This is a genomic window from Microbacterium mangrovi, assembly GCF_000802305.1.
Lineage (GTDB): Bacteria > Actinomycetota > Actinomycetes > Actinomycetales > Microbacteriaceae > Microbacterium > Microbacterium mangrovi.
Map to the genome: position 1 here is coordinate 102,847 of NZ_JTDK01000006.1, position 14,224 is coordinate 117,070.

Consider the following 14,224-nt stretch of genomic DNA (forward strand, 5'->3'; position numbering starts at 1 on the left):
GGACGGGCCTTCTGAAGCTCAGCGGCTCAGAGCGCAGAAACCTGCTTGGCGATGGCCGACTTGCGGTTCGCCGCCTGGTTCTGGTGGATGACGCCCTTGCTCACGGCCTTGTCGAGCTTGCGCGACGCCTTGGCCAGAGCCTTCTCGGCAGCAGCCTTGTCGCCGGCAGCGATGGCCTCGCGGGTGCGACGCACCTCGGTCTTCAGCTCGCTCTTGACGGCCTGGTTGCGCTGACGCGCCTTCTCGTTGGTCTTGTTGCGCTTGATCTGCGACTTGATGTTCGCCACGTTCGACGTTTCTTTCGTTTGGTGATCGGTTGAGTGCCGGACGACGGTTGAGAGAGAGGGGGAGTCACCCGGCGTTGTGCGAGTAGACACTCACACGCAAGCCAAGGAACAACTCTACCAGGTGTCGCCGCCTCGAACCTGCACGGGACACGAAGGCCCTCGGGACCGATTCCGATCCCGAGGGCCCTCACCGGTCGGACTCCTAGCCGAGCACCTTCCACGGCTGCTTCTTCGCGGCGGCGCCGGGCACGTCGCCCTGCGTCCACCACTGCGCGACGTACTTCACTCCGTCGTACTCCACGACGTCGCCGGTCGTGAACACGCGCGTCGCCGTCCACTGCACCGAACCGTCGGGTGCGGTGGCCAGCTGCTCCCACACGACCTTCTTGGAAGCGCCCGGGGTCTCACCCTTCGTGGAGAACTGCGCACGCCAGATGGAGCCGCCGAACGTCACGAGGTCGCCTGCACTGTACGCGGCGTCGGCCCGCCACGCGGCGGGGGCCGGGAGCGTCAGCCCGATGACCTCCGGGTCGTGGTCGGATGCCGCGAACGGGTCGCCCGCGTCGAACAGCTGCGCCGCGTTGTAGTTGAAGCGGCTGTAGTTGTAGGCGACCGACTCCTGCGCATTGATCTGCCAGATGTCGCCGCCGGTGACCATCTTCAGCGCGGCCGCGTTCGCGAGCACGTGGTCGAGCGAGCCCTGCAGCCCGTTGTACGAGTAGGTGTGCTCGTCCGGGGCGAAGGCGCTGCCGAGGTCGGTGTAGCCGGCCGAGTACAGCTTCTCGAGCGGGTCCTCGTGCGTGTAGGCGTTCAGGTCGCCGAGCAGGAAGATCCGCTCGGTGCCGAGTCCGGCGGCGACGCCGTTCGCGAAGGCGACGGTGTCCTCGGCCTCACGCACGCGCGTCGCGTTGAACGCGCCCTGGTCCTTGGCGGGCGAGGACGTGTCCTGCAGGTCGCCGTCGTACAGCGGGGTGCCGCTGCCCTTGGACTTCCAGTGGTTCGCGACCACCAGGAAGGCGTCGGCATCCCTCGCGTTCGCGCGCTTGAACGCCTGAGCGAGCGGCTGGCGGGCGATCGAGAAGGACTGACCGGGACCGGACTTGTCCGTCAGCACGGTCGACGTGCCCACCGGGGTGACGGCGCCGGGCTTGTAGATGAACGCCGTGCGGATGACGTCCTGCTGGGCGAGCGGGGGCAGCTTGTCGGCGGCGGGCGACGGGATGTACGCCCACACCGTCGACCCCGCGGCCGTGTTCAGCGCATCCACGAGACCGGCGAGGGCGGTGTCGCGCGGCTCGCCGAACTTCACCGAGTTCTCGACCTCCTCCAGCGAGACGATGCTCGCGCCGAGCCGGTTGATCCCGGCGACGATCTTGGCCTGCTGACGCAGGAAGCTCGCCTCGTCGGCGGCACCTCGGGGGCCCGGGCCGCCGGCCGTGGTCGTGCAGCGGTTGACGGTGATGGGGGTGCCGGCGCGGTCCTTGTAGAGCGTGCACGTCCCCAGGCCGTCGCCGACGAACCGCGCACCCGTCATGGGGAAGTAGTTCTGCACGTTGAACGTGGCCAGGCGGGCGTCGCCGCCGGTGGCCGCGGGCTGCTGGTTGGCGGCGCGCTGGTCGGCGAACGTGGCGACGGCGGCGCCGTCGCCCGTGACCTGGGCGGTCGGCTGGAAGTTCCACAGGCTGTTGCGGTACTCGAGCACGACCGGCTGGTGGAAGGTGACGCTCGCGCCGATGCTCACTGCATGGGTGGCGCTGAGCCAGGGGAGCGCGGTGCCGGTGTTCGCGGCCGAGTTGTAGTTGGTGCTCGCGCCGTCATCGAGGGTGATGGTGCGTGCGGCGTTGTCCGCGGCCGCCGCGACCGCCTCCGGCGAGCCGGGGGTGCCGGCATCCGTCGGCTGGCGGAGGGGCTCGGCACCGACCGCCAGCGTGAACGAGCCGTAGTAGTTCGCGTCGTAATTGTCGGTGACGGTGAACGGGCCCTGCGGTGCGATCAGTTCGCCTTCGTGGGCCTCCTTCTGCGCGTCGGTGGTCAGGTCCGCCCAGTCGAGGGTGTCCGGCTGCACCGGGGCGAGCGCCGTGCCGAGCTTCGTGACGGTGGGCGAGGTGATCTCGGTGGTGCCGTTGAACTCCTGCACCTTGCCGGTCACCGAGACGCTGTCGCCGACCTCGACCTGTCCGGCGGAGATCGACCCGAAGACGAAGACCGCATCCGAGCGGCCCGGCGTCCTGTCGTCGGCCGCCGTGCCGCCCGCGCCGCCGGTCTCGAGGTAGAAGCCGTTGAAGCCGCCCGTGCGGTAGTCCGCGGTCACGACGCCCTCGGTCTGGACGCTCTTGCCCGCATACGGCGAGGTCGCTCCGTCGCCCTGGATCTCGGCGATCGTGAGGGGTGTGGGAGTCTCGCCCGGGTCGGGCGGAGTCGTGTTCCCGGCCGCCTGCGGGGTCGGTGCGGCCGCCGTGAAGTCGGCCGCGTTGTCGTCGGTGTCGGTCCCGCCCGCGTTCCGCTGATAGCTCAGGATGACCGAGTTGCCGGTGGCGGCCGTGCCCTCGGGGGCGTTGCTCGTGCCCCACCCGAGCCGGTCGATCACGCTGGAGTCGCCCGGAACGACGCCCGTCGTGGTGCGGGCGAGGTAGAGCGTGCCGCCGGCAGCGCCGGGGTTGACGTTGGTGCTCGTCAGGTCGGGAGCGGGCAGCGCGACGCCGTTCGCAGCGTTGCCGGGGAGCTGGATCAGGAAGTGACCGTGGGCGGGAACGGATCCGCTCAGCGCGAAGACGCCCGTCGGCAGGCCGGCGCCGCCGGGCGCGCGGTACTGCAGCGAGTCGCCCGCGAGCGAGATCGCGGCCGCGGTGGGGTTGTACAGCTCCACGAACTTGTTGAGGTACGTCGCGCCGCTCGAACCGCCGTTGACGTACGCCTCGCTGATGACGAGGTCGGTGCCGCCGACGTTCGCGGATGCCGGCGCGGACAGTCCGGCGCCGAGCAGGCAGGCCACAGCGGTCACGGCCGCAGCGGACCCGAGGGTCCTGCGTGGTGAGTGTTGGATCACGGTTTCTCCTGGGGTGAGGGAGCCCTTCGTTGGGGCTCACCCGATCCACCCTGGCCTTCTCCGAGGAGAAAGAAAAGAATCAGCTGGGAATCAATCGGTGAACGTCAGCGAACACCCGCGCAACGCGTGCAGGTTTCCGGGACGTCGTCGCCCGTAGAATCGAAGGGATATGTCCCCGCGCGCCCTCCAGCCTCTCCAGCCCGCCGCCACGCCGCCGGAGCTCATCCGCAATTTCTGCATCATCGCCCACATCGACCATGGCAAGTCGACGCTGGCCGACCGCATGCTCCAGATCACCGGCGTGGTCGCCGAGCGCGACATGCGCGCTCAGTACCTCGACCGCATGGACATCGAGCGCGAGCGCGGCATCACGATCAAGTCGCAGGCCGTGCGGATGCCGTGGCAGACGGACGACGGCCCGTCGACAGGCTCAGGGACCGTGTACGCCCTGAACATGATCGACACGCCCGGGCACGTCGACTTCACGTACGAGGTCAGCCGGTCCCTCGCCGCGTGCGAGGGCGCGATCCTGCTGGTGGATGCCGCCCAGGGGATCGAGGCGCAGACCCTCGCCAACCTCTATCTGGCGCTCGAGAACGACCTCCACATCATTCCGGTGCTGAACAAGATCGACCTTCCCGCGGCCGACCCCGAGAAGTACGCGGCCGAGCTCGCCGGCCTCATCGGCGGCTCGCCCGACGACGTGCTGCGGGTCTCGGGCAAGACCGGCATGGGCGTCGAGGCGCTGCTGGACCGCATCGTCGCCGAGATCCCCGCGCCGAAGGGCGACGCGGACGCCCCGGCCCGCGCGATGATCTTCGACTCGGTGTACGACTCGTATCGCGGCGTGGTGACCTACGTGCGCATGGTCGACGGCCAGCTGTCCCCCCGGGAGCGGGTGCAGATGATGTCGACCAAGGCCACCCACGAACTGCTCGAGATCGGCGTGTCGAGCCCCGAGCCGACCCCCACCAAGGGACTCGGGGTCGGCGAGGTCGGCTACCTCATCACCGGCGTGAAGGACGTGCGCCAGTCGAAGGTCGGCGACACGATCACCAACCACCGCAAGCCCGCGACCGAGGCGCTGGCCGGGTACACCGACCCGAAGCCGATGGTGTTCTCCGGCATCTACCCGATCGACGGCAGCGACTACGCCGACCTCCGTGAGGCGCTGGACAAGCTGAAGCTGTCGGATGCCTCCCTGCAGTACGAGCCGGAGACCTCGGTGGCCCTCGGCTTCGGGTTCCGCTGCGGATTCCTCGGCCTCCTGCACCTCGAGATCATCACCGAGCGCCTGGCTCGCGAGTTCGACCTCGACCTCATCACCACCGCGCCGTCGGTGACCTACGAGGTGACGACCGACACCGGCGAGACCGTGACCGTCACCAACCCGAGCGAGTACCCCGACGGCCGGGTGGCCGAGGTGTCCGAGCCGGTCGTCAAGGTCGGCATCCTGCTGCCGAAGGACTACGTCGGCACCGTCATGGAGCTGTGCCAGTCGCGGCGTGGATCCCTTCTGGGCATGGACTACCTCAGCGAGGATCGCGTCGAACTGCGCTACAACATGCCGCTCGGCGAGATCGTGTTCGACTTCTTCGACCAGCTGAAGTCCAAGACGCAGGGCTACGCGAGCCTCGACTACGAACCGGCCGGCTCTCAGACCGCGGACCTCGTGAAGGTCGACATCCTGCTGCAGGGCGACAAGGTGGACGCCTTCAGCTCGATCGTGCACCGCGACAAGGCGTACGCCTACGGCACGATGATGACCGAGCGGCTGCGCAAGCTCATCCCTCGGCAGCAGTTCGAGGTGCCGATCCAGGCGGCGATCGGTGCGCGCATCATCGCCCGCGAGAACATCCGCGCGATCCGCAAGGACGTCCTGGCCAAGTGCTACGGCGGTGACATCACCCGCAAGCGCAAGCTCCTCGAGAAGCAGAAGGAGGGCAAGAAGCGCATGAAGATGGTCGGTCGCGTCGAGGTGCCGCAGGAGGCCTTCATCGCCGCACTGTCCGGCGACGTGGAGAGCGCGAAGAAGTAGGCCGCCGCGTTTCGTCTCGTCGCTGCGCTCCTCGCTCAACGACCGAGGGTTGTCGGTCGTTGAGCGCCCTTCGTCTCGCTTCGCTCGCTCAGGAACCGCGAAGCGAGACGAAACGCGGGTGCTCAGGGAAGCAGGGTCTGCCCGCCGGGCACGAGCGGCGCGATCGGGAGGCGGCGCGGCGTTCCGAAGCGGTGCGCGGCGATGGAGATCGCCTGTTCGCGCAGGAACGCGAGCATCTCGATGCGCCCCGCCGAGACGACGGGCGCCGCGTGGACGGCCACCGCCGGGGATCCGTCCACGGCCCGGGCGACATCCGACGCGGAACCGCCCACCAGCCGGATGCGGCCGCCGCCCTCGGCCAGGCGCGCGGCGCGCCGGGCCCACTCCGTCGCGCCCTCGACGGCGACCGGGGCACCGTTCTCGCGCAGCCAGGTGGTGAGGTCCGCGGGAAGCGGTGTCGCGGTGCTGACCACGAGGGGCGCGTGGACGCGGATGCCGGCCGCGGCGACGCGGACGAGCTCCACCAGGCGGGCGCCCTCGAATCGGATCGTCACCGGCACAGCCTGGTATCGGAACGCGTTCTGCTCGGTGCGCAGGCCCGTGACATCCCGGACGGTGCCGAATTCGTCCGCCCACGCGACGGCGTCGGTGGCCAGGGCCCCGCTGAGCCACGCGCGCTCCGAGGGTGACGCCCCGGAGGCCGCACGGACCGCGCTGGTCGTGAGCGCGTCGGACGGCGCGGCCGAGACCGGGGCGTCCGTCCAGTCGGTGAGGGCGTACAGGTAGTTGGGTCCGCCGGCCTTGGCGCCCGTTCCGACGGCCGCCTTCTTCCACCCGCCGAACGGCTGCCGCTGCACGATGGCACCGGTGGTCCCGCGGTTGACGTAGAGGTTGCCGGCTTCGACGGTGTCGAGCCACGTGGCGATCTCGTCTGCGTCCAGCGCGTGCAGACCCGACGTCAGGCCGTACTCGATCGCGTTCACGAGCGCGATCGCGTCCTCGAGGGTCTCGGCGGTCATGATGCCGAGCACCGGACCGAAGTACTCGGTGAGGTGGAACTCGGAACCGGGCGCGACGCCCTCGCGGATGCCCGGCCGCCACAGCGCCCCGTGCTCGTCCAGGCGCTCCGGCTCCAGCAGCCACGACTCCCCGGCATCCAGCGTGGTCAGGGCACGCAGCAGCTTGCCCTCGGCCGGCGCGATGAGCGGCCCGATCCGCGACGACGCGGCGTCGGGAAGACCCACCGGGTAGGCGCGCACGGCGTCCACGAGCTGGCGTCGGAAGCGGTCGGACGTCGCCACCGAGCCGACGAGCACGACGAGGGATGCCGCGGAACACTTCTGTCCGGCGTGGCCGAAGGCGGAGGAGGCGACGTCCTTGGCGGCGAGGTCCAAGTCTGCGCTGGGCGTCACGATGATCGCGTTCTTGCCGCTCGTCTCGGCGAGAAGGGGCAGCTCGGGGCGGAAGCTGCGGAACAGCTCCGCGGTCTCGTAGCCGCCGGTGAGGATCACGCGCTCCACGGCAGGGTCGCCGATCAGCTTCCGTCCGAGGTCGCGCCCGTCGAGCTGCACGTACTGCAGCACGTCCCGGGGGACGCCGGCCTCCCAGAGCGCCTCGATCATGACCGCGCCCGAGCGCCGCGCCTGACGCGCGGGCTTGATGATCACCGGGGATCCCGCCGCGAGCGCGGCGAGCGTGGAGCCGGCCGGGATCGCGACCGGGAAGTTCCACGGCGGGGTGACGACGGTCATGCCGACGGGCTTCGGCCGGGCGCCGTCCACGCGTACGAGGTCGCGGCCGCGCTCGGCGTAGTAATGGGCGAAGTCGACCGCCTCGGACACCTCCGGGTCGCCCTGCTCGAGCACCTTTCCGCACTCCGAGGCCATCACCTCGAGCAATTGCGCGCGGCGGCTCTCGAGGATGTCGCCGGCGCGGTGGAGGATCGCGGCGCGCTCGTCGGCGGTGAGTCCACGCCACGCGGCTCCGGCGGCGACGCCGCGGCGCACGGTCTCATCGAGCACCGCCTCCTCGGAGATCACGTGGGCGGCGGCGGTCGCCGCACCGAGCGTCGATCCGGCGATCCGCGCCCGGATGCGGTCGCCCCAGGCGCGGTTCGCGGCGAGACTCGGGTCGGTGTCGGGCGTGTTGCGGAATCCGGTGCGCGCGGCGGGCTCGGCGGGCAGCTCGCGGTTCTGCGTCCGGTTCGGGGCGGGCACGGCATCCGGCATCGACGCGACGGCGGCGAGGAATCGGTCCCGCTCGCGCTCGAACAGGGCCGGGTTGTCGTCGAGGTCGAAGATCGCCGACATGAAGTTGTCCGCGGAGGCGCCCTCTTCGAGCCGGCGGATCAGATACGCGATCGCGACGTCGAACTCCTTGGGGTGGACGACCGGCGTGTACAGCAGGAGGCCGCCGACGGTGCCGCGGACGACGGTCGCCTGCGCGGAGGCCATGCCGAGGAGCATCTCGAACTCGACCCCCGCGGGCGAGGACACCCCGCGCCGGTCCGCGAGGAGCCAGGCGAGCGCGATGTCGAAGAGGTTGTGACCGGCGACCCCGATGCGCACGGCGGCCGTGTGCTCGGGGCGCAGCGCGTAGTCCAGGACCGCCTTGTAGGAGGCATCCGTCGCCTGCTTGCTGTGCCAGGTCGCGAGCGGCCAGTCATGCACTTCGGCGTCGACCGTCTCCATCGGGAGGTTGGCGCCCTTGACCACGCGCACCTTGATCGGCGCCCCGCCGCCCGCGACGCGGGCGGTGGCCCACTCCTGCAGGCGCATCATCGCCGCCAGGGCGTCCGGCAGGTAGGCCTGCAGGACGATGCCGGCCTCGAGTTGCCGGAACTCGGGCCGGTCGAGCAGCGTCGTGAAGACCGCGAGGGTCAGGTCGAGGTCCTTGTACTCCTCCATGTCCAGGTTGATGAACTTGCCCCCGTCCGCAGCGGTCGCGGCGATCCGGTAGAGCGGGAGAAGGGCGTTCACGGCGTGCTCGACGGCCTCGTCGAACGCCCACGGACTGTGCGGGGCGACCGTGGAGGACACCTTGATCGACACGTAGTCGACGTCGTCGCGGGCGAGGAGGCGACGGGTCCCCTCCAGGCGGCGGGCGGCTTCCTCCTCGCCGAGGATCGCCTCGCCGAGGAGGTTGACGTTCAGGCGCACGCCGGGGGTGGAGCGCAGGTGCCGGATGGTGCGGCCCAGTCGGCGGTCGGTGGCATCCACGATGAGGTGGCGCACCATGCCGCGCAGCACGCGCCGGCTGACCGGGATGACGACGCCGGGCAGGATGGGGGCCAGCGCGCCGCCGAGCCGGATGACGCCGCGCAGGGGCGCCGGGAGGAACCCCGGGGTGAGCGGCACCAGGTCATGGAGATTGCGGGCCGCGACACGGACGTCCTCCGGACGGACCACACCGTCGACGAAGCCCACGACGAAGTCCAGCCCGTTCTCGTCCCGCAGCACGCCGGCGAGCCGCCGGGCCGCCTTGTCCACGGGGATGCCCCGGCTCTCGGCCAGCCAGGTCCGCACGAGCGCGACGGCCTCGTCGGCGAGATCCGCCGGGGCGGGCGCGGCGTCGGAGAGGGGAGCGGACGGGGTGAGGTCGAGTGAGGTCAACGGGACTCCATTGTCGAAGGCGGGACGTCTCGATTGTCCGCGCGTCCACCTACTATGAAAAGCGATTGTTTGCATCCAATACAGTTCGGATATCTCGATGAATGATCACCCTCGACCGTTCGAGCTCCGCCGCCTGCGGCTGCTCCATGAGCTGGCGCAGCGCGGAACGATCGCCGACGTCGCCGCGGCGACCTCCTACAGCCCGTCGACGGTGTCGCAGCAGCTGGAGATTCTCGCCCGCGAGGCCGGCACTGCCCTCCTCGAGCCGGACGGGCGCCGGGTGCGGCTGACCGCGGCCGGGCGCTCGCTCGCGCAGCACGCCGCCCGGATGCTGGAACTGGACGAGGCTGCGCACGCGGAACTCGCGGCATCCCGCGGGGCGCCGACGGTCGTGCGGATCGCGGTGATGCCGACCGCCGCGCAGGCGCTGGTGCCGCGGGCACTGCGGCTCCTCGCCGAGCGCGAGCCGGAACTGCGCCTGGAGTCCGTCGAGATGTCGCCGGAGGAGGGGCTGCGCGAGTTGGCGATGCGCCAGTTCGACCTCGTCGTGGCCGAGCAGTATCCCGGGCACATCCGCGAGATCCGGGCCGGGTTCGACCGGACGCTCCTCGGAGCGGACCCCGTGCGACTCGTGCTCGCGCCGGACGATCCGGCCGCCGGTCTCGCGGACCTGGCCGGCCGCGCGTGGATCCTCGAACCGCCGGGCACGGCGGTGCGGGAGTGGGCGGTGCAGCAGTGCCGCGCCGCGGGGTTCGAACCCGACGTGCGCTTCGAGGCCACCGACCTCACCACCCACGTGCGGATGGCGGCCGCCGGCCTCGCCGTCGCGATCCTTCCGGACATGCTGTGGACCGGGGACCGCGGCACGGTCCGGCTGGTGGAGCTTCCCGGTGCTCCCGTGCGCCAGATCTTCGCCGCGATCCGCGCGTCGTCCCGGGACAGCCGGGCGATCACGGCGGTCGCCGATACCCTCCGCGAGGCCCTCGCCGCGCACCGTCCGCGGTGACCCGCGGCGCCCGATTCCCACGTTCCGTCCAGAGATGTCCTCGGTAGGCTGGATGTCATGCGCCGTGGGACCTTCAGAGACGAAACCGTCGACTACGCCGCTGTCGGGGCCACACAGGCCGCGGATCTGATGCAGTATCCGCCCGAGAAGAGCACCCCGTACAGCGAGTCGTGGCGGATCGGCAGCGGCGAGGCGCGATTCCAGGCGGCCGGCGAAGCCCTGCTCGAATGGGGCGCGCAGCGGGGGAGCGGGCTCACGGTCAGCGACATCCGTCCGGCCGCCGGCCCGGTGTACTCGGGGGTCAGCTTCGACCACGAGGGGCACCCGGTCGCCCCCAGCAAGTCCGAGGCCGAGCAGCGCTTCGACGCCGACGGCACCCCGTGGGTGAGCCCGGGCGCCACCCTGAATCTGCACGGCCGCGTCAAGGGCCTGAAGGCCGACGGCGAACTGCGCGTGATCTTCGTCGCCGAAGACTCGCACCGCGTCGGGTTCGCCCTGGGCACGGTGCGCCGATCCGTCGTGTCCGGCGAAGAGTCGTTCATGGTCGAGTGGTACGAGAACGACGAGGTCTGGTTCACGGTGCGCGCCTTCGACCGGCCCGCGTCGTTCTTCTACAAGCTGTTCCCCTTCCTGGTGAAGCGGCGCCGCAAGGCGCTGTCGCAACGGTACCTGCGCGCGATCTCGCCGCTGTACGCCACCCCCGCCTGATGGGCTCCGCACTCCCGGAGGGTGAGCCCGCCCCGGACGACGGCGCCCTGCCCGACGACGTGCGGGTCGATCCCGGCACCGACTTCGGGGTCTACCTGCACGTTCCGTTCTGCCGCGTGCGCTGCGGGTACTGCGACTTCAACACCTACACGGCATCCGAACTGCGCGGAGCGCGACAGGACCAGTACGCCGACACCCTCCTCGGAGAGATCGCCCTGGCTCGCGACGTGCTCGCCGCCCGGGGCGCGCTGCGGCCCGCCGCGACCGTGTTCTTCGGCGGCGGGACGCCGACGCTGCTGCCCCCCGGAGACCTCGCCCGCATGCTCGCCGGCGTCCGCGACGCGTTCGGGCTCGCACCCGGTGCCGAGGTCACGGTCGAGGCGAACCCGGACACGGTGTCCGAGGCCGTGGCGTTCGCACTTCGGGATGCCGGGGTCACGCGACTCTCCGTCGGCATGCAGTCGGCGGTTCCCCACGTGCTGCACGCCCTCGACCGAACGCACGAGCCGGCGAATGTGGCCACGGCGGTCGCCGCGGCCCGCGCGGCCGGGCTGGACGTCAGCGTCGATCTCATCTACGGCGCGCCGGGGGAGTCCCTCGAGGACTGGCGCACCTCGCTGGAGACCGCGATCGCCCTGAAGCCCGACCACATCTCGGCGTACGCCCTGATCATCGAGGACGGCACCAAGCTCGCCCGCCAGATCCGGCGGGGCGAGGTCCCCGCGCCCGACGACGACCGGCAGGCCGACATGTACGAGCTCGCCGACGGACTCCTCGGCGCGGCCGGCTTCGAATGGTACGAGGTGTCGAACTGGGCGACGGATGCCGCACACCGCTCCCGCCACAACCTGGCGTACTGGCGGGGGACGGACTGGTGGGGCTTCGGACCCGGCGCGCACAGCCACGTCGGCGGCGTGCGCTGGTGGAACGTGAAGCATCCGGCCGCGTATGCCCAGCGCCTCGCCGGGGGCCTGTCGCCCGCCGCAGGACGCGAACGGCCCGACGCCGCGGCCCGCGAACTGGAGCAGGTGCTCCTCGGCTCCCGGATCCGCGAGGGAATCGAGATCGCCGATCTGCACCTGCCGGGCCGCCACGCGGTGGCATCCCTCATCGCCGACGGCCTGGTGGAGCCGGCCGCCGCTCTGCACGGCCGCATCGTGCTCACCCTGCGCGGGCGCCTGCTCGCCGATGCCGTCGTCCGGGCGCTGACCGACTGAGTCGGGCCGGAGCGCGTTCGCGTCGACGGACGCGTGTCGCGCGCGGGCGCCGATCGAGGTGGCTCGGCTAGAATTGGCACTCACGACAGTCGAGTGCCAAGGAAGGGGTGTCATGGTCTCCGAACGCGGACTGCAGGTGCTGCAGGCGATCGTGCAGGACTATGTCGAGACCCGCGAGCCGGTCGGCAGCAAGACGATCGTCGATCGGCACGCCTTCGGCGTGTCCGCAGCGACGATCCGCAACGACATGGCCCAGCTCGAAGACGAGGAGCTCATCGCCGCGCCGCACACCTCGTCAGGGCGCGTGCCGACCGACAAGGGCTACCGCGTCTTCGTCGACCACCTGTCGCAGCTGCGGCCGCTCAGCTCGGCGCAGCGCACGGCGATCTCGACCTTCCTCGAGGGCGCCACCGATCTCGACGATGTGCTGGCGCGCACCGTGCGCGCACTGACGACCCTCACCGGGCAGGTCGCGATCGTGCAGTACCCGTCGTTCGCGCAGGCGAACGTGTCGCACGTCGAGCTCGTCGCGCTCGAAGCCGGGCGGATGCTCGTGATCCTCGTCACCGACACCGGCCGCGTGTCGCAGCGCATCACCCAGCTGCGCGCCGGGTTCACGCCCGACGAGCTCGGACGACTGCGGGACCGCATCGCGGGCCTCGTCACCGGGCGCAGCGTGCGGCAGGGAGCGCAGGCGGTCGCGGCCGAGTCGATCGCGCTCGACTTCGAGACCAGCCGCGCGGACGCCCTCGCCGCCCCCGTGCTGCGGGTCGTCGCCGAGGAGCTCGAGGAGTTCCGGCAGGACCGGCTGGTCATGGCCGGCACCGCCAATCTGGCTCGCCGCGAGCAGGACTTCCGCAGCAGCATCTACCCGCTGCTGGAGGCCATCGAAGAGCAGGTCACCCTGCTGCGGCTGATGAGCGAGATGGTTGCGGACGACGACGGGCTGTCGGTGTCCATCGGACGCGAGAACGAGCAGTTCGGCCTCGCCGAGGCATCCGTCCTCACCGGCGACTACGACCCGTCCACCCACGCCCGCGTCGGCGTGCTCGGCCCGACCCGGATGGACTACGCGACCAACCTCGCGGCGGTGCGCACCGTCGCCCATTACGTGAGCCGACTGCTCGAAGACGACGAGCGGTCGCGCTGAACACCCGTTGACAGACCCGCGCACAGTGCGGCAGGAAGGCGATTGTGGCTGATCAGGACCACTACCAGGTACTCGGCGTCTCGCGTGAGGCGTCTCCCGAAGAGATCAAGAAGGCGTATCGGCGCCTGGCCCGCGAGCTGCATCCCGACGTGAACCCGGGAGAGGATGCCGCCGAGCGCTTCAAGCAGGTGACCCACGCCTACGACGTGCTCAGCGACCCGGAGCAGCGCCAGCGCTACGACATGGGCGGAGACAACCCGTTCGGCGGCGGAGCCGCAGGCTTCGGCGGTTTCGGCGACATCTTCGAGACGTTCTTCGGCGGGGCCGGCACCCGCACCGCACGGCCGCGTTCGCGACGCGAGCGCGGCCAGGACGCCCTCGTCCGGGTCACCTTGCAGCTGGCCGACGTGGTCTTCGGCGTGCATCGCGACCTCGAGGTCGACACCGCGGTGCTGTGCTCGACCTGCGAGGGCTCGTGCTGCCAGCCCGGCACCTCACCGGTCACGTGCGACATCTGCCAGGGCACCGGGCACGTGCAGCGCACCGTGCGCAGCCTCCTCGGAAACGTCGTCACGTCGGCTCCGTGCGGCACCTGCCAGGGCTACGGCACGACCATCCCGTACCCGTGCGCCGAATGCCACGGGCAGGGCCGGGTGCGGTCCCGTCGCACCGTCGGCGTCGACATCCCCGCGGGCGTGGAGACCGGGCTGCGTCTGCAGATGCCCGGCTCCGGCGAGGTGGGGCCGGCCGGCGGCCCCAACGGAGACCTGTACATCGAGGTGTCCGTCGCGACGCACGAGATCTTCAGCCGCGACGGAGACGACCTCCTCGCGACGCTCGAGGTGTCGATGCCCGACGCGATCCTCGGCACCTCCGCGCACATCGACGGCCTCGACGGCAAGGTCGACCTCGAGGTGCGACCCGGCGTGCAGTCCGGCGACGTGCTCACCATCAAGGGCCGCGGCATCACCCCGCTGCGCGGGTCCACGCGCGGCGACCTGCGGGTGGGCGTCCACGTGGTGACGCCCACGAAGCTCGACCACAAGTCCCGGCAGCTCATCGAGGACTTCGCCAAGCGCAACAAGGGCCCGGGGCCGCAGCTCGCGCAGTTCCGCCAGGGGCTGTTCGCGAAGCTGCGCGACCGCTTCCGCGGCGAGTGAG

General features: G+C 70.9%; 9 protein-coding genes. 6 read left to right on the forward strand and 3 right to left on the reverse strand.

Going from position 1 to position 14,224, the window contains the following annotated elements; genetic code table 11:
- Window positions 1-26 precede the first annotated feature (26 nt).
- Together rpsT and LK09_RS04530 are read right to left on the reverse strand one after the other, a co-directional pair.
- Window positions 27-287, reverse strand: coding sequence for a 30S ribosomal protein S20 (rpsT, locus tag LK09_RS04525; RefSeq protein ID WP_039396550.1), 261 nt, complete (start codon window positions 285-287; stop codon window positions 27-29).
- Between the two features lie 202 nt (window positions 288-489).
- The gene (locus LK09_RS04530) at window positions 490-3,288 is read right to left on the reverse strand and encodes an ExeM/NucH family extracellular endonuclease (protein WP_197060965.1); all 2,799 of its coding nucleotides are present in this window, start codon (window positions 3,286-3,288) and stop codon (window positions 490-492) included.
- A 214-nt stretch (window positions 3,289-3,502) separates the two neighbouring features.
- Here LK09_RS04530 and lepA point away from each other — a divergent pair, with 214 nt between their 5' ends.
- Window positions 3,503-5,371, forward strand: a complete 1,869-nt coding sequence (gene lepA / locus LK09_RS04535; RefSeq protein ID WP_039396553.1) for a translation elongation factor 4 — start codon at window positions 3,503-3,505, stop codon at window positions 5,369-5,371.
- 122 nt (window positions 5,372-5,493) lie between these two features.
- Here lepA and LK09_RS04540 read toward each other — a convergent pair whose 3' ends face one another.
- Window positions 5,494-8,982, reverse strand: a complete 3,489-nt coding sequence (locus LK09_RS04540; protein WP_039396557.1) for a bifunctional proline dehydrogenase/L-glutamate gamma-semialdehyde dehydrogenase — start codon at window positions 8,980-8,982, stop codon at window positions 5,494-5,496.
- Between the two features lie 97 nt (window positions 8,983-9,079).
- On the opposite strand from LK09_RS04540, the gene LK09_RS04545 reads away from it, so the two are divergent.
- From LK09_RS04545 to dnaJ, 5 genes are all read left to right on the forward strand, one after another.
- Window positions 9,080-9,988 carry a LysR family transcriptional regulator gene (locus tag LK09_RS04545; RefSeq protein ID WP_039396560.1) on the forward strand — a complete coding sequence of 303 codons (909 nt, stop codon included), beginning with the start codon at window positions 9,080-9,082 and terminating at the stop codon, window positions 9,986-9,988.
- 57 nt (window positions 9,989-10,045) lie between these two features.
- Entirely contained in the window at window positions 10,046-10,696 is a 651-nt protein-coding gene (locus LK09_RS04550) for a DUF1990 family protein (protein ID WP_039396563.1), read from the forward strand.
- On the forward strand, window positions 10,696-11,913 hold the full coding sequence (hemW, locus tag LK09_RS04555) for a radical SAM family heme chaperone HemW (RefSeq protein ID WP_039396566.1): 1,218 nt from the start codon (window positions 10,696-10,698) through the stop codon (window positions 11,911-11,913). The genes LK09_RS04550 and hemW overlap by 1 nt, the downstream gene beginning before the upstream one ends.
- 112 nt (window positions 11,914-12,025) lie before the next feature.
- Window positions 12,026-13,063 carry a heat-inducible transcriptional repressor HrcA gene (hrcA, locus tag LK09_RS04560; protein ID WP_039396569.1) on the forward strand — a complete coding sequence of 346 codons (1,038 nt, stop codon included), beginning with the start codon at window positions 12,026-12,028 and terminating at the stop codon, window positions 13,061-13,063.
- A gap of 44 nt (window positions 13,064-13,107) precedes the next feature.
- Window positions 13,108-14,223 carry a molecular chaperone DnaJ gene (gene dnaJ, locus LK09_RS04565; protein ID WP_039396572.1) on the forward strand — a complete coding sequence of 372 codons (1,116 nt, stop codon included), beginning with the start codon at window positions 13,108-13,110 and terminating at the stop codon, window positions 14,221-14,223.
- Window position 14,224 lies beyond the last annotated feature (1 nt).

What these genes read in the sequence shown, in the direction of transcription:
- lepA (WP_039396553.1), top strand. Translation starts at nt 3,503, where the DNA reads ATGTCCCCGCGCGCCCTCCAGCCTCTCCAGCCCGCCGCCACGCCGCCG.
- LK09_RS04545 (WP_039396560.1), top strand. Translation starts at nt 9,080, where the DNA reads ATGAATGATCACCCTCGACCGTTCGAGCTCCGCCGCCTGCGGCTGCTC.
- LK09_RS04550 (WP_039396563.1), top strand. Translation starts at nt 10,046, where the DNA reads ATGCGCCGTGGGACCTTCAGAGACGAAACCGTCGACTACGCCGCTGTC.
- hemW (WP_039396566.1), top strand. Translation starts at nt 10,696, where the DNA reads ATGGGCTCCGCACTCCCGGAGGGTGAGCCCGCCCCGGACGACGGCGCC.
- hrcA (WP_039396569.1), top strand. Translation starts at nt 12,026, where the DNA reads ATGGTCTCCGAACGCGGACTGCAGGTGCTGCAGGCGATCGTGCAGGAC.